Source organism: Kitasatospora sp. NPDC042419 (assembly GCF_056437345.1).
The window spans coordinates 33,569-59,554 of the sequence record NZ_JBWKAW010000021.1; the positions used below are offsets into that span (position 1 = coordinate 33,569).

22 protein-coding genes and 1 pseudogene are annotated in these 25,986 nt (G+C 76.5%); 15 read left to right on the plus strand and 8 right to left on the minus strand.

All coding sequences use genetic code 11. The features are described 5' to 3' along the window. The first annotated feature begins 289 nt into the window (after positions 1-289). From AC067J_RS30645 to AC067J_RS30655, 3 genes are all read left to right on the plus strand, one after another. Entirely contained in the window at positions 290-673 is a 384-nt protein-coding gene (locus tag AC067J_RS30645) for a hypothetical protein (protein WP_478304673.1), read from the plus strand. Positions 674-760: 87 nt separating this feature from the next. Continuing rightward, positions 761-1,144, plus strand: coding sequence for a hypothetical protein (locus AC067J_RS30650; RefSeq protein WP_478304675.1), 384 nt, complete (start codon positions 761-763; stop codon positions 1,142-1,144). Between the two features lie 80 nt (positions 1,145-1,224). Further along, positions 1,225-1,905 (plus strand): HAD family hydrolase, encoded by a 681-nt coding sequence (locus tag AC067J_RS30655; protein WP_478304677.1) that lies wholly within the window; start codon positions 1,225-1,227, stop codon positions 1,903-1,905. Positions 1,906-2,057: 152 nt separating this feature from the next. On the opposite strand, the gene AC067J_RS30660 is transcribed toward AC067J_RS30655, so the two are convergent. After that, a complete protein-coding gene (locus AC067J_RS30660) occupies positions 2,058-2,996 on the minus strand; it encodes an NADP-dependent oxidoreductase (protein WP_478304679.1) in 939 nt (312 codons plus the stop codon). Positions 2,997-3,140: 144 nt separating this feature from the next. Between AC067J_RS30660 and AC067J_RS30665 the strand changes: the two genes are divergently transcribed. Both AC067J_RS30665 and merB read left to right on the plus strand, forming a co-directional pair. Beyond that, a complete protein-coding gene (locus AC067J_RS30665) occupies positions 3,141-3,545 on the plus strand; it encodes a winged helix-turn-helix transcriptional regulator (RefSeq protein WP_478304681.1) in 405 nt (134 codons plus the stop codon). Beyond that, complete coding sequence (gene merB / locus AC067J_RS30670; RefSeq protein WP_478304683.1) at positions 3,542-4,252, plus strand: organomercurial lyase; 711 nt, start codon at positions 3,542-3,544, stop codon at positions 4,250-4,252. Before AC067J_RS30665 ends, merB begins: the two co-directional genes overlap by 4 nt. 219 nt (positions 4,253-4,471) lie before the next feature. Here the strand turns inward: merB and AC067J_RS30675 are convergent, their stop codons facing one another. Continuing rightward, entirely contained in the window at positions 4,472-8,452 is a 3,981-nt protein-coding gene (locus tag AC067J_RS30675; RefSeq protein WP_478304685.1) for a phosphodiester glycosidase family protein, read from the minus strand. 556 nt (positions 8,453-9,008) lie between these two features. On the opposite strand from AC067J_RS30675, the gene AC067J_RS30680 reads away from it, so the two are divergent. Beyond that, entirely contained in the window at positions 9,009-9,302 is a 294-nt protein-coding gene (locus tag AC067J_RS30680; RefSeq protein ID WP_478304687.1) for a hypothetical protein, read from the plus strand. Here AC067J_RS30680 and AC067J_RS30685 read toward each other — a convergent pair. Both AC067J_RS30685 and AC067J_RS30690 read right to left on the minus strand, forming a co-directional pair. Then, positions 9,287-10,051, minus strand: a complete 765-nt coding sequence (locus AC067J_RS30685; protein ID WP_478304688.1) for an AAA family ATPase — start codon at positions 10,049-10,051, stop codon at positions 9,287-9,289. The genes AC067J_RS30680 and AC067J_RS30685 overlap by 16 nt on opposite strands. A gap of 179 nt (positions 10,052-10,230) precedes the next feature. Beyond that, positions 10,231-10,764 (minus strand): annotated as a pseudogene (locus tag AC067J_RS30690) (MarR family winged helix-turn-helix transcriptional regulator); the annotation flags it as partial. A gap of 47 nt (positions 10,765-10,811) precedes the next feature. Between AC067J_RS30690 and AC067J_RS30695 the strand changes: the two are divergent. Further along, the gene (locus tag AC067J_RS30695) at positions 10,812-11,771 is read left to right on the plus strand and encodes a DMT family transporter (RefSeq protein WP_478304690.1); all 960 of its coding nucleotides are present in this window, start codon (positions 10,812-10,814) and stop codon (positions 11,769-11,771) included. Between the two features lie 255 nt (positions 11,772-12,026). Then, positions 12,027-12,467, plus strand: coding sequence for a hypothetical protein (locus AC067J_RS30700; protein ID WP_478304692.1), 441 nt, complete (start codon positions 12,027-12,029; stop codon positions 12,465-12,467). A 91-nt stretch (positions 12,468-12,558) separates the two neighbouring features. Here AC067J_RS30700 and AC067J_RS30705 read toward each other — a convergent pair whose 3' ends face one another. Further along, positions 12,559-13,242, minus strand: coding sequence for a CHAP domain-containing protein (locus tag AC067J_RS30705; protein WP_478304694.1), 684 nt, complete (start codon positions 13,240-13,242; stop codon positions 12,559-12,561). Between the two features lie 230 nt (positions 13,243-13,472). Between AC067J_RS30705 and AC067J_RS30710 the strand changes: the two genes are divergently transcribed. Further along, positions 13,473-14,741, plus strand: a complete 1,269-nt coding sequence (locus AC067J_RS30710; protein ID WP_478304696.1) for a helix-turn-helix domain-containing protein — start codon at positions 13,473-13,475, stop codon at positions 14,739-14,741. 131 nt (positions 14,742-14,872) lie between these two features. On the opposite strand, the gene AC067J_RS30715 is transcribed toward AC067J_RS30710, so the two are convergent. Further along, positions 14,873-16,330 (minus strand): MFS transporter, encoded by a 1,458-nt coding sequence (locus AC067J_RS30715; RefSeq protein ID WP_478304697.1) that lies wholly within the window; start codon positions 16,328-16,330, stop codon positions 14,873-14,875. Next, positions 16,327-17,619 (minus strand): aminotransferase class V-fold PLP-dependent enzyme, encoded by a 1,293-nt coding sequence (locus AC067J_RS30720; protein WP_478304699.1) that lies wholly within the window; start codon positions 17,617-17,619, stop codon positions 16,327-16,329. The genes AC067J_RS30715 and AC067J_RS30720 overlap by 4 nt, the downstream gene beginning before the upstream one ends. On the opposite strand from AC067J_RS30720, the gene AC067J_RS30725 reads away from it, so the two are divergent. Together AC067J_RS30725 and AC067J_RS30730 are read left to right on the plus strand one after the other, a co-directional pair. Next, positions 17,618-19,042: an aminotransferase-like domain-containing protein gene (locus tag AC067J_RS30725; protein ID WP_478304701.1), complete on the plus strand. Its 1,425-nt coding sequence runs from the start codon at positions 17,618-17,620 to the stop codon at positions 19,040-19,042. The two genes, AC067J_RS30720 and AC067J_RS30725, sit on opposite strands and share 2 nt — an antisense overlap. 587 nt (positions 19,043-19,629) lie before the next feature. Further along, positions 19,630-21,846 carry an elongation factor G gene (locus AC067J_RS30730; RefSeq protein WP_478304703.1) on the plus strand — a complete coding sequence of 739 codons (2,217 nt, stop codon included), beginning with the start codon at positions 19,630-19,632 and terminating at the stop codon, positions 21,844-21,846. Between the two features lie 102 nt (positions 21,847-21,948). Here the strand turns inward: AC067J_RS30730 and AC067J_RS30735 are convergent, their stop codons facing one another. Further along, positions 21,949-22,533: a putative glycolipid-binding domain-containing protein gene (locus tag AC067J_RS30735; RefSeq protein ID WP_478304704.1), complete on the minus strand. Its 585-nt coding sequence runs from the start codon at positions 22,531-22,533 to the stop codon at positions 21,949-21,951. Between the two features lie 122 nt (positions 22,534-22,655). Here AC067J_RS30735 and AC067J_RS30740 point away from each other — a divergent pair, with 122 nt between their 5' ends. The 4 genes from AC067J_RS30740 (at position 22,656) to AC067J_RS30755 (ending at position 25,954) form a co-directional block, all read left to right on the plus strand. Continuing rightward, positions 22,656-23,237 (plus strand): contact-dependent growth inhibition system immunity protein, encoded by a 582-nt coding sequence (locus tag AC067J_RS30740; protein ID WP_478304706.1) that lies wholly within the window; start codon positions 22,656-22,658, stop codon positions 23,235-23,237. Between the two features lie 412 nt (positions 23,238-23,649). Continuing rightward, positions 23,650-24,543 (plus strand): KPN_02809 family neutral zinc metallopeptidase, encoded by an 894-nt coding sequence (gene ypfJ / locus AC067J_RS30745; RefSeq protein WP_478304708.1) that lies wholly within the window; start codon positions 23,650-23,652, stop codon positions 24,541-24,543. Positions 24,544-24,693: 150 nt separating this feature from the next. Continuing rightward, positions 24,694-25,059: a hypothetical protein gene (locus AC067J_RS30750; RefSeq protein ID WP_478304710.1), complete on the plus strand. Its 366-nt coding sequence runs from the start codon at positions 24,694-24,696 to the stop codon at positions 25,057-25,059. Between the two features lie 163 nt (positions 25,060-25,222). After that, on the plus strand, positions 25,223-25,954 hold the full coding sequence (locus tag AC067J_RS30755; protein ID WP_478304712.1) for an SAVMC3_10250 family protein: 732 nt from the start codon (positions 25,223-25,225) through the stop codon (positions 25,952-25,954). Positions 25,955-25,986: the final 32 nt, after the last annotated feature.

The window sequence follows — 25,986 nt, forward strand, 5'->3', positions numbered from 1 at the left end:
TGAACGGGCGGTCCGGGGCACGGGGGTGGTACGCGCACGTGCGGCCGGGCTCCCGGCGGCGCCCGCCGCCCGCCGGGCTGACCTGGCCGGATGCGGCGCCACCTCCTTTACCAGTGCGGCCGGGCCGGTGTCGAGTGCGGAGCGCCGACTTCCCCGGACGGGTGACGTTCTGGTGAAAGTGGTCATGCCAGGAATGGCGGCCCGTCATCCTGACCCCATGATCAGGCGGATCCCGTGACGGGGCGGGTCGCGCAGCCAGACGGATGCCAGAGGGATGGAGGCCCTGACAGTGAGTACGAACCTGCCGGAGACCGTGGCCGAGGCCCCGGCCGTCCTGCCCGCGCCGCCCCGCGTGGTCGACGACCTCGCCCGTGACCTGACCCGCGCCGCCGCCGCGGTCCGCGCCGTTTCCAGGGACGGCCGGTGCGGCGGGGACGTCGCGGTGGCCGCGTACACCGCGGTGGTCTGCACCGGCCGGTCGGCGGCCCGCGCCCTGGAGGAGGCGGCCGCCTGGTGCCGTCAGGCGCCGGACGCGGAGGTTCATTCGCTCGCCTGGGCGCGGGTGCCCGGCCACCGCGACGACGTCTTCGAGTACCGGGTGACCCTGGCCGTCAGCTTCCCCGACCACGAGACCGGCGAGCACACCGGGGACACCCACCACGCGCGGCGCTGAACCGGGGCGCGGCAGGGGGAGCGAGCACGCGCCGAGGGGTGCCGGCGGGGGACCGGAACCGAACTGACCTGCGGTTAGACTCGGCGCATGGATTCCGGGGGGACGAACGAAACGGTTGCCGAGGAACGCGAGCTCTCCGCCGGAGCGGTCGTGGCGGTCGTCGTGCTGGCCGCGGCCTGCGGTGTGCTGGTGCTGCTGGCGGTGCTCCACTGGCTGGGCTGGACGGCGCCGGGGACCGGCTGGCTGGTCGCCAAGGGGGCGGTGAAGCTCTGCACGGGCGGAGTGGTCGGCCTGGTGGCCGCCCTCGCCTGGCTGCGCACCCGCGTGGGCGGGAAGGATTCCGGGAGTGACGGCGGGGCCTCCGGGCCCGCCTCCGGGCCCGCCTCCGCCTCCGGGTCCGCCTCCGGGCCCGCCTCCGGGCCCGCCTCCGCCTCCGGGTCCGCCTCCGGGTCCGTCGGCGAGGGAAGCTGAAGGCTGTCGGTCCGCGGCCGTCGGCGAGCGGCCGCTCGCCGGCCACGGCCGGTCGCGCACGAGGTCACAGGGGTGTTCGGGTGCAGCAGTCGGCGTTCTTCGATCTCGACGGCACGCTTCTCGACCGCGACGCCGCGTTCGCGGTCTGGGCCGCGGAGTTCGTCGGCGACCGGGCGCTCGACGAGGGCGCGCACGGCTGGCTGATGCAGGAGGACGCCCGCCACACCGGTCCGATGGGCGGTTTCTTCGAGAAGGCGCGCGAGAGGTTCGGCCTCGGCGAGTCGGCGGAGCGTCTCTGGGACGGGTACCGCACGCGGATGCCGGAACTGGTGGTGTGCCGGCCGTCCGTCCTCGCGGCGTTGCGCGAACTCCGTGACGCGGGGTGGACGGTCGGGGTCGTCACCAACGGCAGGCAGGACGGCCAGCTGGCCAAGATCCGGCGCACCGGCCTCGCCGATCTGGTCGATTCCTGGTGCATCTCGGAGGAGGCCGGGGTCCGCAAGCCCGACCCCGAGATCTTCCGGCTGGCCGCCCGGCGCTGCGGAATCCCGATCGGGCACGGGGGCTGGATGGTCGGGGACAGCCTGCTCGCCGACATCGCGGGAGGTCGGGCCGCCGGCCTCCGTACCGTCTGGCTCCGCGGGAGCCGGGTGTCGGAGCAGCGCCCCGAAGGCGTCACCCCCGACTTCACCGTCGACTCGGTGCCCGAAGCCGTTCGGGTGATCCGCCGGGAGTCGCCCCGACCGCTCGGGGCCGGGTAGCGCGGTCGCAGCCGGCACGCCGGTCGGTGGCGCCGGCCTCCGTCCGGGGCCGTCCCCTGACGGAGGCCTGGTCCCGGGCACCTTGCGGGACTTCCGGACCTCGCGGGGCGGTCCCCGGAGCTTGCCGTGCGGGACTTCCGGGGCGACAGGCCTCAGGGCAGCAGGACGAGCCGGCCGCGCAGGCCGCCCTCGGCCAGCCTGCGGTGGGCGGCCTCGGCCTCCTCCAGCGGGCGGGTTCCGGCCACCCGCAGGGTGAGGGACTTCCGCTCGGCCAGGACCGAGAGCCCGGCGAGCGCCACCCCGTCCGCGGCCACCCAGACGTGCGCCACCCGGATGCCGCGCAGCCCGAGCGGCGCGGCGCCGGCCGACACCGCGACGAACGCGCCCCGGTTGCGGACCGCGCCGAGCGCCGTCACCCCGAGCAGCGCCGCGTCCAGCGCGCCGTCCACCCCGCCGGGCACCAGGGCGCGGACCTCCGCGGCCAGGTCGGCGGTGCCGCGCGGCACGAACCACTCGGCGCCCAGCTCGCGGACCGCCCTCGCGTCGTCCGTGCCGGCCACCGCCACCACCCGCAGCCCGCGCAGCACCGCCAGTTCCACCGCGAAGCCGCCCACCGCGCCGGCGGCTCCGGTGACCAGCAGCGTCGCGCCGGGCGGCAGGTCGAGCAGGTCCAGTGCCTGGACGGCGGTCAGCCCGTTGAGCGGCAGGGTCGCCGCCTCGGCGGCCGGCACGCCCGCCGGGGCCGGGGCCAGTGCGGCGGCGTCCAGCACCAGGTACTCGGCGTAGGCGCCGAGCGGGACGTCCAGCCGGTCCCGCAGGCCGATCACCCGGTCGCCCGAGGCGAACCCGGTCACCCCGGAGCCGGTCAGGTCGACCGTGCCGGCGACGTCCCAGCCCAGGCCGACGGTGTCGCGCGGCGCCATCAGCCCCGCCTGCGCGAGCACCCCCGCCCGGGTCACCGCGTCCACCGGGTTCACGGTGGCGGCCTCCACCCGGATCCGGACCTGGCCGGGGCCGGGCTCGGGGGCGGGCACCTCGACCAGCTCCAGGACCTCCGGGCCACCGAACCGACGGACCACCACGGCGCGCATCGCGCACTCCTCTCACCCGGGGCCGGATCCGCCCGGAACCGGCCCCACCTTCGGACTTGCGAACACCGCCCACGCTAGGGAGAGTTGCTCTCCAGGAGGAAGTACGTACCCGGAAGTGCGTACCGAACGGGGAGGAGAGCACCCATGGCGACCATGACCGCAGCCCAGCGCCGCTCGGCCGAGCGGCGCGGCTTCGACGCGTACGTCGCCGAGTGCCCGGCCCGGCAGCTGCTGGACCGGATCGGCGACAAGTGGGTCAGCCTGATCGTCAACGCCCTCGCCGACGGCCCGCAGCGGTACAGCGAGCTGCGCCGGCGCCTCGCCGGGGTCAGCGAGAAGATGCTCACCCAGACGCTGCGCGCCCTGGAGCGGGACGGCCTGCTCACCCGGACGGTGACCCCGTCCGTCCCGGCCCGGGTCGACTACTCGCTCACCCCGCTGGGCGCCGGGCTGCTGCCGCTGCTGAAGGCGATCAAGGACTGGGCGGAGGAGAACATGCCCGAGGTGATCGCCCATCGCGAGTCCTACGACGGAGCGCAGGGCCCGTGACGGGACCGTCGACTCCGCCGTGGCAGGGTGCCGGCACGGACACGGACGCGGACACGGAACGGTTGCGGCTCGCGGTCTACCGGGCCTTCGCCGACACCGGGCGGGCCCCCGGCCACGACGGCCTGGCCGCCGCGCTCGGCTCCACCGCGGCGGAGGTCCGGGACGGCCTGCGGCGGCTCGCCGCGGACCGGCACCTCGCGCTGGGCCCGGACGACGCGGTTCTCATGGCCCACCCGTTCTCGGCCGTGCCGCTCGGCTTCTCGGTGATGGCCGGCTCCACCCTCTGGTTCGGCGGCTGCGCCTGGGACTCGTTCGCCCTGGCCCACCTCGTGCCCGGCGCCGACCCCGCCCTGGTGGCCACCACCTGCCCGGCCTGCGGCCGACCCCATGCCTGGGCGGTCACCCGGGAGGCGCCGCCGGAAGGGGAGCAGGTCGCCCACTTCCTGGTGCCCGCGGCCAGGATGTGGGAGGACGTCGTCCACACCTGCGCCCACCAGCGCCTGTTCTGCTCGGTCGGCTGCGTCGACGCCTGGCTCGCGGACACCGGCAACTCGCGCGGGGCCGTCCTCGACCTGCCCACCCTCTGGCGGCTGGCCGCGCACTGGTACGACGGCCGGCTCGACTCGCCCTACACGCGGCGCGAGCCGGCCGACGCCGCCGACTACCTGCGCTCGGTGGGACTGGGCGGGCCCTTCTGGGGGCTGTAGCCCGGCCGACGGGCCGACGGGCCGCCGGGCCGGGGGCGGGGTGACCGGGTGACCGGGACCGGGGCGACCGGGCTACAGGGTGCCGGGCGACCGGCGCGAAGTCCGCGTCGTCGCGCAACCGGACCGAGTTCCGGGCGGCGGCGCGGCGAACGGCCGTGCGGGCCGCCGCCGTCGGAGGCGGTGGCCCGCACGGGGCAGTCGGTCAGATCCGACGACGCGTCACAGTCGTTCGCACTGGCCGCTCCTGGGTCCGCTCACGGTGTTGGCCTGGCCGCCGTTGCCCGGGGCGGGCGTGTTGCCCGAGCAGTCCAGCGGGCCGCGCACGGTGGTGCCGGCGACGGCGGTGCCACCCGTGTTGAGCGCCAGGTGGGCCGGACCGGCCACCGCGGACCAGAGCAGGGCGACCGGACCGGTCGAGCCGCTCACCGCGACCGGTCCGGAAACCTGGGTGTCGGCCAGCACGAGGGCGGCCGCGCCGCGCGCCGAGACCGGGCCCTTGACGGTCGCGCCGTGGGCGATCAGGGCCGCGCCGGGCCCGACCAGCACCGGGCCGGTCACCGTGGCGCCGTCCAGGCAGGTGACGCCGGAGGTGACGGCCAGCTGCTTCTGGACGCCGCGCAGCGTGGTGGTGCAGGCCGGGACGGACCCGACGGTGACCTTCCGTTCGGCCGTCACCCCGCCGACGGTGACGGTCAGCGTGGCGGTGCCGGGCCGCAGCCCGGTGAGTGTCCCGGCGGCCGGGTCGTACGCGGCGACGGAGCCGCGCGGGGCGCCCGCGGCAGGGCCGACGTGCACGCCCTGCCCGCCCCACCGGGCGGTGACCGGCCAGGCGACCGGGACGGTCCGCTCGCCGTCCTGGGTGAACGTCGCGGTGACCGGCGCGGTGCCGAGCAGGGCGAGCGACTCGGGCGCCCGCAGGTCGACCGCGTCGGCGCGGGCCCTGACCTCGGCGCGCAGCCAGGCGGAGGCGTCGTCCGGCACGGCGTACCGGTCGGTGACCCTCCCGGCGGCCGGGTTGATGCCGAGCATGGTCCAGCCGGTGAATCCGCCGCGGTCGGGTTCGGCGGCCGGGCCCTTGCCCGAGTTGCCGTTGACCAGGTACGGGACGCCGTCGACGCTGCTCGCGTGGAAGACGCCGACGTGGCCGGTGACCATCGCGGCGGACTTGCCGCCGGCCCGGAATTCGCCCAGCCACTGTTCGACCAGGGCGGCCTCCTTCCGGTCCCCGAGCTGACTGCCCTGGTCGGGCAGCGGGTCGCGGGTCGGGTGGTGCTCGAAGAGCAGCAGGCCGGTGACGGACGGGTCCTCGGCGGCCTCGTCCAGCGTCGTGCGGAGCCTGGTGATCTGGTCGTAGCCGCCGGCGCGCAGGGAGCCGAGCGAGCTGTTCAGGGTGAGGAACCGGGTGCCCTTGACGTCGAACACCTCGCTGGTCGCGCCGAAGGCGGCGGTGAAGTTGTCGATGGTGCCGGGGCCCATCACCTCGTGGTTCCCGGGCACGTAGTGCCAGGGGACGCCGTGGCCGGTCAGCCGGTCGAACTCGTCCAGCAGCGTGCGTGCCAGGGCGAAGTCGGCCGGGCTCGCCTCGTCGACGAAGTCGCCGGCGATGATGAGGAGTTCGGGCCTGGCCGCGGCGATTTCGCGCAGCGTCCGGCGGGCGGCCTGGACGATGTCGCTCTCCGGGCTGCGGGCGATGAACTGCGCGTCGGACATCACGGCGACCCGCAGCGGCCTGCCGTCCACGGTGCCGTGGGTGAGCACCACCGGGTCGGTGACCCGCGGCCGGACCGGCAGTTCGACGTCGGGCGCCACCTCGACCCGCAGGTCGGCGAGGGTGATCGCGCCGGTGTAGGAGCGGGAGGCGCCGGTCTCCATCAGCCGGAACCGCTGGAAGGTCAGCGGGTACTGGACGCCGGCGGGGACCGGGAACTCCACCCGGCGCCAGCCGGTCCAGGTGACCGTCGGCGCGTCCAGGTTGGCGGTGACGCCGGCGGCGGTGCGGTACTGGATGCGCGGCCAGGCGCCGTTGCCGTCGCCCTCGATCCACATGCTGAGGGAGCGCGGCTGGCCGGGCAGGGTGATGCCCTCCGGGGCGATCGCGTACTGGCCGCGGGTGCCGGTGGACCGGGTGAAGTCGTACGTCATCCGCAGGCCGTGGCCCCCGTCGTGGCCGGCCGCCGGGCCGACGGTGCCGCCGGGCGCGCGGTCGTTGCCGGACTTCCAGGCGGCCGCGTCCGAGAAGTCGGCGAACGGCTTCTCGGTCGTCCCGACGGTGACGGCGACGACGGTCTCCAGGCCGCCCACGGTCAGCCGGAGCGTGGCCGACCTTCCGTCGGCGAGCGCCTTGAGGGCGATCGAGCCGTCGTCGGCGGCGGAGGTCTCGACCACGCCGTCGCCGCCGGTGACGGCGATGTCGGCGGCCTCGACGGGGGCCGCGTGGCCCTGGGCGTCGAAGCCGGTCACCGCGATCCGCGCGGTGGCGCCGGCCGTCTCCAGGCCGACCGGGTCGGTGCCGGCGGTGATCCGGACCGGGGCACCGAGGACGGTCAGCGGCAGGGTGGCGGGCTCGGCGCCGTCGGCGGCCGCGGTGACCGAGGCCGGGCCGGAGGTGCGGCCGGTGACGACGGCTTCGGTGCCCTTGCCGGACACCTCGACGGCGCCGCCGCCCGCCGACGGCCCGCCGTTCGCGGCGCTGTCGGTGTTCGCGGTGGCCGAGGAGCTCGTGGTGGCCGAGGAGCTCGCGGCGTGCGAGGGGCTTCCGGCGGCCGACCAGCGGACGGCGGGCACGCTCCCGGTCACCGGACCGAAGGCCTCGTCGTGCGGCAGCGCGCGGACGGTGCGGTGCAGGCCGGGGAAGACCCGGGTCGCGGTGTCCACCGGCTCGGCCGGGCGCACCCGGAACCCCCGGGCCAGACCGGAGCCGGGCGCGGAGAAGAGGCCGAGGCCGTTGGCGACCGCCCGTTCCCCGCCGTTGTCGGACGGGCTGCTGACGGTGCCCGCCTGCGCGGTCCCGGGCAGCCGGGCGGCCATCGCGGAGGAGCCGCCGCCGTCCATGTTGAGGGCGTTGTGCGCGCCCAGGTCCCGCATCAGGACGGCCAGGTCGGGCAGGCCGATGCCGGGGCTGTCGGCCTGCCGGCCGTCGACGGTGACCAGGTACATCCGCTTGCCGTCGGCGGAGAACCCCACCGCCGTACGGGCGTTGAGCTCGTTGCCGTCGTTCTCGCCCGGTTCGCGGGCGACCCCGTCGCGGACCAGCACCTGGTAGCCGCCGACCGCCACCGCGACCTCGCCGAAGGAGGCGCGCGGGCGGTAGCCGACGGACACCGCGTCACCCGGCTTCAGCTCGCGCAGCGCGCGGGCGCCGGCCTCCCGGCCGACCAGCACGGTGGCGCCCTCGGGGACGGCCCCGCCCGGCTGCTCCCGGACGGCGGTGACCAGGCCGTCGCGCAGTTCCACCTCCACGACCTCGCCCGAGCCGTCCGCCACCTTGGCGCGGGAGGCGTCGCCCCAGGCGGGGGTGAACAGCCCGACGCCGTCGGCGGGCAGGCCGTAGGTGTTGACGCCGGTGAGCGAGAGGTCGCGCCCGCCGGGCAGGGCGGCGCGGCCCTCCAGGAACACCTCGGCCATCCGGGCCAGGCCGTCGGTGCCGACGGTCACGGCCTGGTTCCAGCCCTCGACGGGCGCGTGGACCAGCCCGCCCCCGCGGGAGACGCCGACGCCGAGCGGCGCCTCGGAGGCGTTCATGTCGAAGTAGTCGCCGTTGACGGCGGCGACCGCACCCGCGCCCCGGGCCATCCCGGTGACGGTCTGGCGGGTGGTCACCTTGCCGGAGGACAGGTAGTCCACGCTGAGGCCCTCGGTGGCGAGGTCGGCGACCAGGACCTTGCCCCGGATCCAGCCGGTCCTGCCGAGCCGGTCGAAGGCGGTCATGGACAGCCCCGGGGCGATCGGGGTCACCTCGCGGCGGGTGACGACCGACTCGCCGGGCCGGTCGAGGACCAGGCGGGGATCGGCCGCCGAGCCCCGACCGGGTGCGGTGGGTGAGGCGGGTACGCCGGGTGCGGCCCAGGCGGTGGCGGGCGCGAGGGCGGGCAGGCCGGCGACGATCAGCGCGCCGAGCGCGAGCGCGGCGACGGGCCGCCGGCGGCGGCGTGGGGCGGCGGGCGCCGTCCGGGTGGCCGGGGTGGTGGCGGGGGGTGGCATCGGTGGTCGACTCCTCGTGTCGTCGGGGGACTTCGGCGCCGCCGGTGCGAGCGCAGGACGCGGCCGGTGACGGTCCGCCGGTACGCGGCGGACGGCCCGGGTGCGTGATCACCGGGCCGACGGCAGCCAATCGTCCACGAAAGACCTGGACGCCACGGACCGGTGAACCGGTCCGCTCGGCCGTGCGAACAAGAGCCCCGTACCTCACGGGAACATGACACAACAGCCCGTGCGGGTGGGGGCGGTGGGCGCGAGCTGATGGACCCGGCCCTACGGGTCGGGGCGGACCCGGGACCACGGGCGGGCCGGGCATTCGATGTTTCCCGTCCTGCTTCCGGTTCCGGTGAGGCCCCGGAGCGGACAGTGGGGGGCAGCGGCCCGCAGTGGCCCGCGACAGTCCGGGGGGCTGTGGCGGGCCCGCGGCCCGCGGCCCTCGGCCGGCCTTCCGGCCCGGGCCGACCGGCCGTCAGCCATGCCGTCCGGCCTGCCTCCGGAGCGCCGCTCCGCCGGCCTCCCGGCCGTCGTCAACCGAACCGACCCTTACTGGAGGGGAATCATGCGCATCCGTTCCGCAGCGGCGGCGGTCGCCGCGACCGCGGCACTGGCCGTCCCGGTCCTCGCGGCCGTCCCGGCCTCCGCCGCGCCCGCCCGCGTCGCCTCCTGTGCGACCTACAGCAACTACGTCAGCTACGGCGTCGCGTGCGACGGCACCCGGAGCTACTACGCGTGGGCCGTCTGCGCCAACAACAAGGTGGTCTACGGGCCGACCCGGTCCGGCGGCGTCTGGTCCTACGCGTACTGCAGCAACGTCGGTTCCACCTTCCGCAGCGGCGGCTACACGCTGGTCTGACTCCGACTCTGGCTCTGACTCCGGCTCTGGCTCTGACTCCGGCTCTGGCTCTGATCCGGGCCCGGCTCCGGACCCGGATCGGAACTCGGACCCGGACCCGGACCCGGACCCGGACCCGGACCCGGACTCGGACCCGGACCCGGACCCGGACTCGGGTCGAGTGCCCGGTCGATGCGGGCGGCCAGCGTGGACCACGGCCGGCAGTCGACCACCGGGAGCGCGTGCAGGCGGGCCTGTGACCCGAGCCAGCGCGAGTAGCGGGCGCTGACCTCGGCGCGGAGTGCCTGTACGCCGCTCTCCGGTTCCCGGGCCGCGTAGTTGGCGGTGATCCGGTCCGCGTCCGGTTCGTGCAGGAAGACCGCGCGGACGCGGCGTCCGGCCGCCCGGCCTTCCGCGACGGCGCGGGCGGCGCCGGCCGGGGTGAGGTAGTCGCCCTCGATGACGGCCGGCACCGGCACGGTCAGCCGGTTGCGCGCCACGCCGAGCAGGGCGGGTTCGAGTGCCTCGGCGGTGGCGATCTGGAGTTCCAGCACGCGCTCGGGCGGCAGTCCGTCCGGATCGGCGATGCCGTCGAAGTGGTGCAGCCCGGGGTGCTGGGCGGCGGTGGTGAGCTCCTGGACGGCGCTGACCACGTCGTCGAACTCGACCACGAAGGCGCCGGTCCGGGCGGCGATCCGGGCGGCGGCCGTGCTCTTGCCGACCCCGGACGCGCCACCGAGCAGAATGAGGTCCCAGGTCCGTTTCGTCACGGCGCGACGCTATCGTGCCGACTGCGCCGGGATCATTCGGATTTCTCCGGCCCGCCCCCGGCTGGTGCGGTGCCCGCCGCTCCGCGCCCGTCCGGTGCGGTGCCCGCCGCTCCGCGTCCGTCCGGTGCGCTGCCCGCCGCCCCGCGTCCGTCCGGTGCGGTGCCGTCCGGCTGCCGCGGGCCCGTGCCGGGGTGGTCGAGGCGGTGCTGCCAGGCCGTCAGCAGGACCTCCAGGGCGGCCGCCTCCTCGGGGGAGAGGAGGCCGATCAGCCGGTGCTCGTTGCGCATGTGGGCGGTGAACGCGTCGTCGAACAGGCGGCGGCCGGCCTCGGTGAGGGCGACGACCCGGCCCCGTCCGTCGGCCTCGCTGCGGCGGCGGGTGACCAGCCCGGCCCGCTCCAGCCGGTCGACCCGCTTGGTCATGGCACCGGTGGTGACCATGGTGTGGGCGGCCAGTTCGCCGGGGGCCCGCTCGAACGGCGCACCGGCCCGGCGCAGCGCCGCCAGGACGTCGAAGTCGCCTTCGCCGAGCCCGTACCGGCCGTAGACCAGGCAGAGCTCCTCCGTGAGCCGACCGGCCAGCCGGTGCAGCCGGCCGATCACCGCCTGGGGCGAGACGTCCAGGTCGGGGCGTTCCCGGCGCCACTCGGCCTGGATCAGGGAGACGTGGTCCTGGTTCCGGTCCGCCCGGTGGCCGTCGTGCGTGTGCTCCATGGCTGCATCCTAGTCCGATAGCTTCCAGGGAAGATATATTGTCTTCCATGGAAGCCAGTTTTCGGTGGGTGCCGCTGACCGCTGTCGCGCCGGTGGCCTGGGGGGCCAACTACTTCGTCACCCGGGAGTTCCTCCCGGCGGACCGCCCGCTCTGGGGCGCGGCCCTGCGTGCGCTGCCCGCCGGGCTGCTCCTGCTGGCGATCCGCCCCCGGCGCCCGCGGGGCGCGTGGTGGTGGCGCTCGGCGGTGCTGGGGCTGCTCAACACGGCCAGCTTCTTCGTCCTGCTCTACGTCGCCTCCCAACTGCTCGCCACCAGCGTCGCCTCCACGGTGATGGCGGCCTCCCCGCTCGCGATGCTGCTGCTCGCCTGGGCGCTGACCGCCGAGCGCCCGGTCCGCGCCCACCTGGCCGGGGCGGTGGTCGGCCTGGGCGGGGTCTGTCTGATGCTGCTGACCCGGGCCGGAGCGGTGAGCCTGCCCGGCCTGGCGGCCTCGGCGGCGGCGATGCTGGTCTCCTCGTTCGGCTACGTGCTCGCCGGGCGGTGGCGGGACGGCGCCGACGTGCTCGCCACCACCGCCTGGCAGCTGGTGGCCGGCGGCCTGGTGCTGCTCCCGGTGGCGGCGGCGGTCGAGGGGGCGCCCGCCGCGCCCAACGGTCGGGAGCTGCTCGCCTTCGGCTACGTCGCGGTGGTGGCGACCGCGCTCGCCTTCGCGGTCTGGTTCGCCGGCTTTCGGCACCTGCCGGCCGGCACCGTCGGCCTGCTGGGCCTGCTCAACCCGCTGACCGGCGTGCTGCTCGGTACCGCGGTCGCGGGCGAGGTGCTGGGTCCGCTCCAGCTGGCGGGGCTGGTGCTGGTCCTGGCCGGCGTCGTCCTCGGACGCCCGCGCCGGGCGGCGGACCGGGAGGGCGTGGGGAGTGAGGATGCCGGGCGGGAGGGCGCGGGGCGGGCGGGGGCGGCCCCGGCGGCGGCCCCGTCGCCGGGGGAGCGGGCCGCCTGTCGGGAGTAGGCCCGGCGGAGGCTCGGGGCTCGGGGCTCGGGGCCGCAGGGCTCCTGGCGGGAGGGGAAGGGGTGGGGCGGGGCGTCGTGGGCCGGTACGGGGCCAGGGGCCTGGCCCGGGGGCTCGGCGGAGGCGGCCCGCCACCCGGCCCTGGCGGCCCCCGCCGTCCGGACGGCGCTCGACCGGTGCACCGCCCCGGACGGACATGCCCACTCCACCGCACTCGCCGCCGCACTGGCGGCCGCCGGCTACGACAGCCCCGTCGTGCTGCGGGCCCTGCGCGAACCGGTCGACCGGACCGAGTCCTGCTGGGCGGTCGAGGTGCTGGCCGGGCTGCCCCAGGGCGAACTGGTCCGGCGGTGGTTCGGCCGCAGCCCGCTGAGCGGCGCCCGCTTCTGGGACCTCCGGCTCGTACTGCCCGTGACGGACCGCCCCGGGCAGTACGGCCGCACGGTCGCGTCCGAACTCTCCGCGGAGCTGAAGGCGGCCGGCCTGGGCCGGGCCGGGAGCGGCGAGGGCACCATGACCGCGGACCCCGCCGGGGGCTTCGTGGTGGCAACCACGGACCTGAGGATCCGGATCCGCGACGACCTGGCCGCCGGCATGGAGCTGATCGCCCGGGTGCTGCGCCGTCACGATGCCGCCGGGACGGCCGTGCTGCGCCACGACGGTGCCGGGCGGGAGCCGATCGGGCTTCCGGTGTGAGGGCGGGGTGGAACGGCCCCGGCCCGGGGCCGCGCCCTCCGTGGGGAGGGGCGGCACCGGGCCGGGGCCGTCGGTGGGGGAAAGGGCGGGGTCAGGCGCCCGGCGGGGTCACGTAGCCGGAGATCTTCCAGTTCTTCGTGCCGCCGGTGGCCGTGCGCGGGTTGATGTGGCGGTGGGTCACCTTGTTGCTGACGTTGCCCTCGACGGTGTCGAGGGTGCCGTCGCGGTTCACCGAGACCACCACGCCGACGTGGCCGCCGCGGGCGTAGGCCGGCGGGCCGTAGACGACGAGGTCGCCGGGCTTGGGCGAGCCGGTGTGGAAGAGGTGGTGCTCCTGCCCCCACTTGCCGACCCCGCGCCCGAGCAGGGTGGTCGGGCCGTTCTTCACCCCGGCGTGCCGCCAGGTCCACTCGGCGAACGCCGCGCACCAGGAGGTGTTGCGGCAGGTCTGGCCCTTGCCGGTGAGGTACTTCTGGCACGCCGAGCTGCTCTCGGTGACCCCGATCTGGCCGCGCGCCGCCGCCACGATCCGGTCGCGCAGGGTGGCCGCCGCCGGAGCGGCCGCCCCCTCCCGCGCCCCGTCGGTGGTGGCGTCGGCCCCGGTGGCGAGGTCCGCGACATCGGCGGTGACGGCGGCGGCCGGCGCGGCCGGGAAGGCGAGCGCGTCCGCCGCGCCGGTCCCGGTGAGCGCGGCCGCCGCCAGGGCGGCGACGGCGACGGTGCGGCCCGCACGCTGCTTGAGCGTGGCGAGCGTGAGGTGACGGGTGGTGTGCATCTGTGACTCCTTCGAGTGCATTCCCGATCCCCGGACGGCACGCGGCAGCCCGGGTACGGGAGGGGTTGGGATTCGCCGGGCGTCTCCACCGGCTGGTCATCAGCGTTGCACGGCCGGGTCGAGGACTTCTACGCTGCGCGATCAGCTGGTTACTCATTCGTATGCGGCCGGGTATGCACCGCCGCTGAGCTGCGGATATGCACAGGGCTGCGGCAGAGGGGAGTGGACGGATGCCGGACAAGGGAGTCACCGGGCCGGGCGCGGAGGGCGACGGGGCGGCCCCGTCGGCACGTGCGGAGCTGGCACGGACCCTGCGCGGCTGGCGCACCCGGGCCGGCGAACTGCCGCAGAAGACGGTGGCCCGGCGGCTCGGCGTCGCCCAGACGACGGTGTCGCGCTACGAGAGCCCGGACGGGCGGAACCCGGCGCCGGAGGCGGCGATCCGCGCGCTCTGGGCGTGCTACCGGCTCCCCGGGGAGGACCTCGACCGGGCCCTCGCGCTGCGGGCCCGGGTGGACGAGGAGCTCCGCGCCGGGCTGCCGGCCGTCGCGCCGGAGGAGCGCGCGGCGGCGGGCCGGGGACCGGTGGACCCGGGATCGGTGGGCCGGGCGGCGGTGGGTCGAGGGTCGGTGGGTCGAGGGTCGGCGGCGTCGGTGTCGGGGCCGTCGCCCGTTCCGGGCGGTTCCGACGGAGCGCCCGCCGGCGCCGGGGTGGCCGTCGAACCGTCGGCCGACCCCGCGCGGGTGCCCGCTGCGCCGGCCGATCGCGCGGAGGCAGAGGCGGTGGAGGATGCCGAGGATGCCGAGGATGCCGTGTCAGGGGCGGGCGTTCCTGCGCCGGGTGTCCCCACCCGGGCGGCCGCTCCCTCGGACACGCCCACGCGGGTCGCCCCTTCGACGGAGCGCCCCCGGCACTGGGTGGCCTGGTCGGCCGGCGCGGCGGCCGCACTGGCGGGCGTGGTCGCGGGCGGCCTGCTCGTCCACCACCTGCTCGGGCCGTCGACGGCCGGTCGGGCGGAGGGCGCCCACGCGGTCCCGCCGGCCGCCGCGTCCGCCCCGCCCGGACCGGCCGCCCCCGGACTGGCCGCCCCCGGACCGGCTGCGCCCGCCCAGGGCGGGACGGCCCCGAGTGCCACCGCGACCGCCACCTGTCGTGCCGAAGGCTGCGTGCACACCGAGCCCAACACCACCGTCTGCCAGTACGACGCCGTCACCACCGCGCAGGGCCGGGACTTCGGCGTCCACGTGGAGCTCCGTTACAGCGCCGGGTGCCAGGCGGCCTGGGCCAGGATCTCGGGCAGCTCGCCGGGCGACCGCGTCCAGGTGTTCGGCCGCGAGGGCACTCCGCCCGACCAGGAGGAGTACCGCCAGCAGACCGGCCGCACCGCGCACACCCAGATGGTGCGGTCCACCGGCCCCACCGACGCCAGGGCCTGCGCGATCATCGACGCCCGTGGCACCGTCTGCGCCACCGAGGCGCCGAGCCCGCCGCCGTCCTGACGGAAGGTCCGCGGGATCCGGACGGTGGTCCGGTGGGCGTCGCCGCGGTGGGCGCCGGGCCGGCGGGTGCCGCCCCGGCCCGCCGTCCGGTGAACGCTCGCCCGATGTCCGTCCACCGCGACGGCGCCGGCTCACCGTGCCCCGGCCTCCGTTTCCGCAGCCTCCGCTCCCACCGCGTCCGTTCCCGCCTTCGCTCCCGCCCCGGCGCCCGGCACCGGCCGGTCGGGCGGGGCCGTCGGCAGCGCGCGCAACCGGACCACCGGGGAGAGCACCAGTCCGATGACGGCCACCGCCGAACCGGCCGCCGCCACCCGCAGCGCGTCGTCGGCGCCGATCCGCCCGGCCAGCAGCCCGGCGGAGAGCCCGCCGAGCGCGCCGCCGCCGAACAGCAGGGTGCGGAACGCCGCCGTCATCCGGCCCATCATCGACTGCGGCGTCAACGCCTGGCGCAGGCTGACGATGACCACCCCCGCCACCCCCAGACCCAGGTAGCTGGTGAAGAAGGAGAGCGCGCAGAGCGCGATCACCAGCGGCCGCGGCCCGGCGGCCAGGGCGACCAGGAGCGGGCCGAGCAGCAGTGCCGACTGGGCGACCAGGTAGACCCGGCCGAGCGGGAACCGTGCGATGACCCGTCGGGAGAGCAGGGCGCCGGCCAGCCCGCCCAGTGAGGCGGTGGCGAGCACCCCGCCGAGGGCGGTCGAGCCGAGGTGCAGGTCGTTGGTGCCGTGGAGCAGGAACATCGTCCAGACCGTGACCATGGAGAAGTTGCAGCAGAAGCCGATCAGCGCCAGGGCCCGCAGCACGCCGTCCCGCAGCACCCAGCGCAGGCCGTCCCGGAGTTCGGTGAGCAGGTGCCGTTCGGCGGCGGGCGCGGGTTTCGGCTCCCGGGTGCGGATCAGCAGCAGGGAGACCAGCGACACCGCGTACGAGCAGGCGTCGACCACCAGGGCCACCGGCGCGGTGAGCGCCGAGACCAGGACGCCGGCCAGCCCGGGACCGGCCACCTCGGCGGCCGAACTGCTGACGCCCATCCGGGCGCTCGCCTCCACGTACCGGGTGGGGCTGCGCACCAGCACCGGCACGTACGACATCCAGCTCACGTCGAACGCCACCGAGGCGGTGCCCACCGCGCAGGCGATCACGAGCAGCACCGGCAGGTTCAGCACGTGCCACCAGGCGAGCAGCGGGACGAGCGCGAGCAGGACCAGCCGCACCACGTTGGCGCCGAGCATGACCGGCCGCCGCCGCACCCGGTCGGTCCAGACCCCGATCAGCAGCGCGAGCCCGAGGTAGGGGACGAGCTGGAGGAAGCGGAGCAGTCCGACCTGTTCGTCGGTGGCGCCGAAGGCGTGGATGGCGGTCAGCGGCAGGGCCAGGTTGGTGACCTGGGTGCCCAGCAGCGAGACCGTCTCGCCGACCCAGAACCGGCGGAAGTCCCGGTTGCGCCAGAGGCTTCCGGCCGGCTCGTCGGTGGCTCCGGCGGTCCCGGCGGCCCCGGGGGTCCCGGCAGCTCCGGCGGTCCCGGTGGTCCCGGGGGCGGGTGCGGTCCCGGGTGCGGGCGCCGGGGTGGGAGCGCTGCCGCCCGTCACCGGCCGGCTCCCGTTCCCGCACCGGACGCCGCGCCCGCCGCGGGGCCGCGGCGGACCAGCCGGCCGACGGTCTCGGCCACCTCGTCGACCTCCTCCTCGGTGTTGTAGTAGTGCGGCGACAGGCGCAGGCACCAGTCGACGTCCTTGTCGGCGAAGTCGAACTGCGCGAACTCGCGGAAGCTCAGTGCCGAGTTGACGGCGCGCGCGTCCAGCGCCGCCTTGAACGCCGCCGCCTCCCAGCCCGCCACCGCGAAGGTCACCAGCGCGGCGGGCGCCGGCCCGCCGTCCAGCAGGCGGACGCCGGGCAGGTCCGCGAGTCCTTCGCGGAGCCGGGCGGCGAGTGCCGGGGTCCGCCGGGCGACGGCCGCCGGTCCGACCCGCAGCGCGTAGCGGACGGCGGCCGCGCTGCCGAGCACCGTCGCGTAGGGGAACTCCCACTCCTCGAACCGGGCCGCCGTGTCGACCGGCCGGTACTCGCCGGGCGCCGTCCAGCGGGCGCCGTGCATGTCGATGAACAGCGGCTCGTACCCGGCTCGCAGCACCCGCTCGGAGGCGTACAGGAAGCCGGAACCGCGTGGTCCGCGCAGGAACTTGCGGCAGGTCGCGGTGAGCAGGTCGCAGCCGATCTCCTCGACGTCGATCTCGTACTGGCCGACGGACTGGCAGGCGTCGACCAGGTAGAGCAGGTCGAGCTCCCGGCAGTGCCGGCCGATCTCGGCGACGGGCTGCACGAGGCCGGAGTTGGTCGGGACGTGCGTGGCGGCGACCAGCCGGGGCCGTTCGGCGCGCATCAGAGCGGCCATCGCCTCGACGTCGACGCCGCTGCCGTCCGGGTGGTCGGGGGCGTGGACGATCTCGACGCCGAAGCGGCGGCGCAGGGCGAGGAAGGCGATCTGGTTGGAGACGAAGTCGTTGCGGGTGGTGAGGACGGTGTCGCCGGGCCGGAAGTCGATCGCGGAGAGCGCCTTGGTGTAGGCGTGCGTCGCGCTGCCGGCGAAGGCGATCGTCCCGGGGCGGGCGTTGATCAGTTCGGCGACCGAGGCGTGGAAGTCGGCGATCTCGGCGGCGCGGGCGGCGGCGGCCTCGTACCCGCCGACGGTGGCCTCCAGGTGGAGGTGGTCGACCATCGCCCGGAGGACCGGGCGGGCCGTCAGCCCGCAGCCGGCGTTGTTGAAGTGGATCACGGACTCGCAGCCGGGGGTGTCGGCCCGCAGGGCGGCGAGGTCGAAGTCCTGCCCGGTGGGGAGCGGTTCCGTCCTGGAGGTGAAAGCGCTATCGTGGTTCTTCATGTCTGACAGTAGCAGTACCGAGGCGCTCGTGAGGGTCCTTCGCGGGGAGGTCGCCGCCCTCGCGCCGGGCGACCGGCTGCCCAGCAGCCGGGACCTGATCGCCCGTCACGGCGTCGGTCCGGTCACCGTGTCCCGGGCGATCGCCCAACTGGCCGCCGAGGGACTCGTGGTGACCCGCCCCGGCAGCGGCACCTTCGTGGCCGTGCGCCGGCCCGGCCCCGGCAGCCAGGCACCCGACACCTCCTGGCAGGCCGTAGCCCTGGCCGGGCGCCCGCAGGCGCCGGGCGGCGACCCGGGAGCCGAACCGGGCGGAACCGGCGACACGGCGACCACGGCGCCGGCCGGAACGATCAGCCTCGCCGGCGGCTACCTGCACGAGAACCTCCAGCCCACCCGGGCCCTCGGCGCCGCCCTGGCCCGGGCCGCCCGCCGCCCCGACGCCTGGCGCCGCGCACCCGCCGTCGGACTCGCGCCGCTGCGCGCGGTCCTCGCCCGCCAGGCCGGCCCCGGGGTCGGCCCCGAGGACGTGCTGGTCACCGGGGGCGGCCAGGGCGCGCTCTCCATGCTCTTCCGGGCGATCGCCGCGCCCGACAGTCCCGTCCTCGTCGAGTCGCCCACCTACCCCGGCGCACTCGCCGCCGCCCGCGCCGCCGGACTGCGCCCCGTCCCCGTCCCGACCGACGAGGACGGCATCCGCCCCGACCTGCTGGCCGACGCCTTCGCCATGACCGGCGCCCGGCTGCTCTACTGCCAGCCGACCTTCCACAACCCCACCGGCACCGTCCTCTCCCCGGACCGCCGCCGGCAGGTCGTCGACGTCGCCCGCGCCGCCGGGGCCTTCCTGATCGAGGACGACTTCGCCCGCCACCTCGGCCACGGACGCCCCGTACCGCCGCCGCTGGTCGCCGACGACCGCGACGGCACGGTCGTCCACCTCACCTCGCTGACCAAGCCCGCCTCGCCGAGCCTGCGGATCGGTGCGCTGATCGCCCGCGGCCCGGTCATGGGCCGGCTGCGCGGCATGCGGCTGGTCGACGACTTCTTCGTCGCGCGCCCGCTCCAGGAGGCCGCCGTCGAACTGCTCTCCACCCCCGCCTGGGACCGCCACCTGCGCACCCTCGGCGCTGCGCTGGGCGAACGCTGCGCCGTCCTCGCCGGCGCGCTCGCCCAGGACCTCCCCGACTGGGCGCCCGTCCGGCTCCCGGCCGGCGGCCTCCACCTCTGGCTGCGGCTGCCGGAACCGCTCGCGGACGGCGCCGTCGCCGACGCGGCGCGCGCGGTCGGCGTGGCGGTCAACGCCGGCCGGCGCTACTTCCCGGCCGAGCCGCCCGCCGCGTACCTGCGGCTGAGCTTCGCGGCCGCCGCCGACCAGGCCGAACTCGTCAAGGCTGCAAGCCGGTTGGCGGCCGCCGCCGCGGGGTGAGCGGTCACAGGACGGGGGACGGGGGACGGGGGCAGAGGGCAGGGACGGGGACGGGGGCAGCGGCGGCGCGACGGTGGCCCGGCGACGGCCTGACGGCGGGGCGACGGCGGGGCGACGGACGACTGACGGCGGGTCGGATCCGACCGCATCCGGACCCGCCCGGACGTCGCGACGGATCACCCCGACGGGCCACCCCGACGGGCCACCCCGAAGGACCGCGCCGGAAAACCCGGTGACCCCGCCACGGCCGGGTCCCTACACTCGGGCACGCAACAACGCGCCCCGGTCCCGGTGGCGGCGCGCACCGTGACGAGTCGAGGGAGGCCTGCCGTGCGCTACCGCACCGCTGTCGTCGTCCCCGCGTCCCGGTACGAGGTGATCCTGGTGTCCTCGTGCGCCCGGTGCCCGCTGCGCGGCCGGCACCGGAGACCCGCGACGCACGCCTGACACCGGACCGTCCACCGGACGTCCGGGCCCCGCTTCCCGGGGCCGACCCGCCCCGACCGCAGTCCGGCCGGGGCGCCCGTCCGTGCCGTCGCCGCAATCGCGCCGCCCCTTTCCAGGAACACCCCGAAAGGCACCGGGCCATGCGCACCGACGTCCGCCACACCACCGGCACCACCACCAACACCGGCACCACCACCGGCACCACCCCGGTCACGGGCATCGCCGCCGTCCGCAACCTGGGCATCCTCGCCCACGTGGACGCGGGCAAGACCACCGTCACCGAGCGGATCCTCTACCTGACCGGCGCCATCCACAAGCGCGGCGAGGTCCACGAAGGCACCACCTTCACCGACTGCCGCCCCCAGGAGCGCGAACGCGGCATCACCATCTCCGCGGCGGCCGTCAGTTGCTCCTGGGAGGGCCACCGGATCAACCTGATCGACACCCCCGGCCATGTCGACTTCGCCGACGAGGTCGAGCGCTCGCTGCGGGTCCTCGACGGGGCGGTCGCGGTGTTCGACGCCGTGGCGGGCGTGGAGCCGCAGAGCGAGTCCGTGTGGCGCCAGGCCGACCGGCACGGTGTGCCGCGCATCGCCTTCGTCAACAAGCTCGACCGCGCCGGGGCCGACCTCGACGCGGCGGTCGCCTCCATCCGGGAGCGGCTGCACCCCGCGCCGCTCGCCGTCCAACTGCCGATCGGGCACGAGGACGGGTTCACCGGCGTGGTCGACCTGCTGACGATGCGTGCCCTGACCTGGGACGGCGGCCCCGAGGGGGACGGCTACCGGGAGGGCCCGGTGCCGGAGGAGCTGCAGGCCGAGGCCGGGCGCCGCCGCCGGCAGCTGGACGAGGCGGTGGCCGGACTCCACCCGGACGCCCTGGAGGAGTACTGCGAGGGCGCGGCGCTCTCCGCCGCCACCCTGGCGGGCGCGCTGCGCGACCTCACCCGCAGTGGTGAGGCCGTGGTGGTGCTGTGCGGCTCGGCGTACCGCAACCGGGGGATCGAGCCGCTGCTGTCCGCCGTCACCGCCTACCTGCCGTCGCCGCTGGACGTACCGCCGGTGCGCGGCGCCTCCGTCGGAAGCTCCGCCGCCGGTTCCCCGGACGCCGGGGAGCAGGAGCGGGCCGCCGACCCGGCCGGGCCGCTCGCAGCCCTGGTGTTCAAGGTGAACGTCACCTCCACCGGCCGGCTCACCTACCTCCGCCTCTACGCGGGCACACTACGGAAGGGGGACACCGTGCTGGACGCGGGCAGCGGCCGCACCGAACGGGTCGCCCGGATCCTGCGGGTCCAGGCCGACCAGCACACCGAGGCCGACTCGGCCGTCGCGGGGGACATCGTCGCGGTGGTCGGCGTCAAGGCGGCGCGCGCCGGGGCCACCCTCTGCGCGCCCGCGGCGCCGCTGGTCCTGGAGCCGACCGTCACGGCCGAACCGGTCGTCACGGTGGCCGTCGAGGCGAAGCGCTCCGTCGACTCCGACCGGCTCGCCACCGCCCTCGCCCGGCTCGCCGAGGAGGACCCGTCCCTGGTCGTCCGCACCGATCCGGAGACCGGGCAGCGGGTGCTGTCGGGCATGGGCGAGCTGCACCTGGAGGTGGCGGTGGAGACGATCCGCCGTTCGCAGGGGCTGGAGGTGACCGTCGGGCGTCCCCAGGTCTCCCACCGGGAGACCGTGGTGCACGGGGTCACCGGCCTCGTCCACCGGCACGTCAAACAGGACGGTGGCGCGGGCCAGTTCGCGCACGTCGTCATCGACGTGGCGCCGCTGGAGGCGTCCCCGGACGGCCCGTCGGACGGCTTGGCGGACGGCCCGTCGGCGGACGGCGGGACAGCCGGCGGCGGTGCGGTGGAGGGCGGTGCGGTGGAGGGCTTCGTGTTCGCGTCCACCGTGACGGGCGGGCGGGTTCCGAGGGAGTACGTCCAGGCGGTCGAGGCCGGCTGCCGGGACGCGCTCGCCGACGGTCCGCTGGGCGGCCACCCGGTCACCGGCCTGCGGGTCACCCTGACCGACGGGGCCACCCATCCGAAGGACTCCTCGGACCTGGCGTTCCGCACCGCCGGCCGGCTCGCCCTGCGGGAAGCGCTCCGCGCCTGCCGCATGGTGCTGCTGGAACCGGTCGCCGAGGTGACGGTGACCGTGCCGCAGGAGGCCGTCGGCGGCGTCCTCGGCGACCTCGCGGCCCGCCGCGGCAGGGTCCAGGGCTCGGCGCCGCGCGGTGGCACGGCGGTCGTGACGGCGGTCGTGCCGCTGGCCGAACTCTTCGGCTACGCGACGGCTCTGCGCAGCCGCACCCAGGGCCGGGGCACCTTCACCACCCGGCCCGCGGGGTACGCCCCCGCGCCGGTCGCCCGTTAGCCGGGCCGGCCGGGCCCGCCCGCTCGGCGGGCGGGCCCGGCCTGCGGCGGTCGCGGAGGCCCCGGCCCCGGCCGTGAGGGTGACGGCGACCGGGGCGACGGCTCAGGGCAGCCGGCGGGCCAGGCCGGGGTAGTCGACCACCAGGCCGTGCCGGTCCAGCAGCAGGTCACTGCTGAAGTCCCCGCTCCGGTACCGGACGGTGGCGCCCGTCCCGGCACCCTCGCCGGAGCGCTCACCGGCCGGGCCCAGGTGGGTGTACGTCTGGCGGGACGGGTGCACCGTCAGGTCGGGCACCCGGACCCAGGCCATCAGGAAGTCCCGCTCACCGGGCTGCCGGTGCAACCGGTGGCGGAGCACCGGCATGGTGTTGGTGAGCGGGGACAGCCCGAGGTCGCAGTCGAGCGCCCCGTTCAGCTCCGGCCGGTGCACGCCGTTCACCGTCCACCGGCCGCCCTCCTGCCGCAGGTCCAACTGCCGCTCGCCGTCCGCCGATTCGGCGCGCACCCGGAGTCGCCGGGTGATCCAGGCGGGGCCGGTCGCCAGCTCGTAGCTCAGCCAGTACGGCGCCGGAACGGTGCCGACCACGCGGCCGCGGGCGCGCAGCTCGCCGTCGCCGAGCTCGACCCAGGCGGTCTCCACACCGCGGCTGTCCGCCACCTCCCAGGTGGGGACGAGGTGAGTGATCATGCCCGTCACCGTACTCCCCGGACGGCCCCCGGTTCGCGGACGACGGACCCCGCAGTCCGCCGGAACCCACGGGCCGTCGGTGATCGTCCAGACAGGAACGCAACGGAAGGAGTGGGTCGCCGATGAGCCGCGCCCGCCGGACCCGCACCAGCCGCACGCCCACCGGCCGGACCCGCACCGCCGCCGGGCGCTCCTCACCCGACGCGCCGTCCCGGTCGAACGCCGCCGCCCCGTCGGCCGCGGACTCGCTGGAGGCGCTCGAAGGCGTGCGGTGGCCCGACCCTCCGGCCGACGCGACCCGGCTGGTGAGGACCGCCCACACGCTGCGCCGCCGCCCCCTCGGCTCCCTCGGCGTCGAGGACCTGCGGCTGCTCGTCGGGCAGCACGTCGGCCTGCCGTACCTGCTCCCGCGGGCCGTCGACCTGCTCTGCCGCGACCTCCTGGCCGAGGGCGACCTCCACCCCGGAGACCTCCTGGCAGCCGTGCTCCGCTGCGACCCGTCGGCGTGGACCAGCTGCCCGGACGCCGCGGAACGGCTCGCCGCCGTCCTCCACGCGCCGGCCGGGACTGCGCGGGGCGCACGGACGGACCTGCCGACGACTCGGCCACCCGCCCTCGGGCCGGAGACGGACGCGCGGATCGCCGAGTTCCTCGCCGCCCGGATTGCCGACGGGAGTGCCGCCCGGAGGCCGGCCGGCCAGTAGGCCCGGGCGGCCCCCGGTTCGCGGGCGACAGCTCCTCGACCGGCGGTGACGGCCTGCCGCGCGGCGGCGGGGCTGATGGGCGGCAGGCGGAGCCGGTGGCGGCCGGTGGAGCCGGTGGTTCTCGGCGGCCGACCCGGCGTCTGCCCCGGCGGCTCCCGGGGTGCGGCGCCGTGCGGTTGATCCGGCCGCGCCGCGGCGGACGGTGGGCCCGAGGCCTCCGAGGCTCCTGCGGGGCGGGGGTCGGAACCGGTCCGACGAGGGCGCCCCGGTGGGGAGGGAGAGCAGCCCTGACCGGCCCTGACCTGCGCGTCCTTCCGCGGTGACGGCAGGGCGAGCGGCTAGCGTGGCCGGGCGGCCGGGCCCGGCCGCCCGGTGCCGCGGGCACCGCACGCACCACGAGGGACGGGCAGGCATGCAGTTCGACGACCAGGGGGACCTCGACACCTCGCAGGTGGACGACCGGCGCGGCGTCCCCGGCGGGAAGATCGCCGTCGGCGGCGGCGCGGCCGGGCTGCTCGCCGTCCTGATCGCCGTGCTCTTCGGCGTCGACCCGAACCTCCTCGGCCTCTCGGACGGCAGCGGGGAGGGCGGTACGGCCGCGCGGGCGACCACGGCCGCCGAGGTCCAGCAGGTCTGCCGGACCGGTGCCGACGCCAACCGCCGACAGGACTGCCGGATCGTCGCCGTGACCAACAGCCTCCAGGAGTACTGGGGCGGCGAACTGCCCCGACGCGGCACCGCCTACCGGCCCGCCGAGACGGTGCTGTTCACCGACCGCGTCTCCACCGCGTGCGGGGCGGCGAGCTCGGCCGTCGGGCCGTTCTACTGCCCGGCGGACCGGCGCGCCTACTTCGACCTCGGGTTCTTCTCCGACCTCTCCACCCGCTTCGGCGCCCGCGGCGGCCCGTTCGCCGAGTCGTACGTGGTGGCCCACGAGTACGGCCACCACATCCAGAACCTCACCGGGACGATGCAGCGGGTCGGCCGGGACCGGCAGGGCGAGAACAGCGGCTCCGTCAAGCTCGAACTCCAGGCCGACTGCTACGCCGGGGTCTGGGCCCACCACGCCACCACCACCCCGCAGGCCTCCACCGGGCGGCCGCTGATCAGCACGCTCACCGACCAGGACATCGCGCAGGGGCTGGACGCGGCGGCGGCCGTCGGCGACGACCGGATCCAGCAGCAGGCGACCGGCCGGATCGACCCCGAGAGCTGGACCCACGGGTCCGCCGCCCAGCGCAAGGCCTGGTTCACCACCGGCTACCGCACCGGCGACCCGGCCCGCTGCGACACCTTCGCCGCGTAGCCCGTTCCGGTGCCGACCTGCGGGTTCTCCGCCGGCGTCACCCTGTCATCCGTCAGGGACCGCTGCCCCGGGCTCCCTTCCTACGCTGCTGAGCACCGGTCGAGCCCCGGCCGGACCGGCCACACCGGCCACACCAGAGGGAGATCCACCATGCGCAAGATCCTGCACGCCTTCGCCGCCCTCGCCCTCGCGGCCGCCGCCGCCACCACCGTGGGCAGCTCCGGCGCCCAGGCCGCCGACGGTTCGTGGGACGGCTGTCCCTACGGGGCGGTCTGCATCTACGGGGAGGGCGCCAGCACCAGCACCCCGCCGACCCACGTCTTCTACAGCTACGGCGCCCACAACCTCAGCAACCAGACCGGCTGGCACTGGGTGCTCAACAACCAGTCCGGCGGCGCGCACTCCCACCTGTGCACCGGCTACAACGGTGCCGGGTGCGGCTACGACATCGCCGCGCAGGCCGGCGTCTACGCGGACCTCACCCCGATCAACTCCATCACCCTCGACCGCCCCTGATCCCCGACCGGCGGCGGGTCCGCGCCCGCCGCGCCCCTACCAGCTCCGCCACGGTGGCCGCCGGACTTCCTCCGGCGGCCACCGCCGCGCGTTCCGCGGTGGCAGCATGGAGCGGACATTCAGCACGGCTGTGAGTGACGGCCGGTGGGCCAGGGGGCATCGGGTGCGTGAGTTCGTCTACCTGTCGGAGACCAAGCTGGGGCAGTTCCAGTCGGAGCGGGTCCCGGCACCGGTGCCCGAAGCGGTCGGCCTGACCACGCCGCTCGGCGGCGTCGAGTTCACCCGGCCGGCCCCGGACGCCGACCGGGCCCGGCGGCGGAAGCTGAGGCAGGTGGAGAAGTACCTGGACGCGCGCGCCGACTGGTTCACCGCGCCCGACCTCCGGCCCGGCCGGTGGGTCCGCTACGAGGCGCCGCTGCGCATGGTCACCCTCCGGGACTCGCACCGGGACCTGGTCCTGTTCGTCGACGCGGTGCCCGGAGAGGACCCGGAGTACGACCGCGAGTCCGGCGGCCGGCTGCTGTTGCACGGCTCCGCGCGCCACCTCTTCGGCAGCGTGCCGCCGGCCGTCGCCGGACCCCCGCTGGGCTTCTACGGGGGCGGCGGCAGCAGCGACGGCGGCCCGTTCGTCCTGACCGTGGTCGGCGAGGTCGTCCAGGCCCTGGAACTGGAGAACGGCCCGTCCGCCGACGCCGCCGCCGGGCCCGCCGCCCTGCCGGGCACCGGGGTGCGGGCCCTGCTGAGCGCGCTCGACCGGGCCGGGCCGGAGGTCTCCACCGCTGCGAGGCTGTCCGGTTTCGCTCGGGTGACCGCTGTGCTCCCGGAGACGGACGACGCCCCGCGCTGTCTCGTCGCCAGCCCGCTCGGTGTGGAGTACCACGACGGCCGGCGCTGACGGGCCCGGCCCCGGCCCTGCCGTCCCCGTCG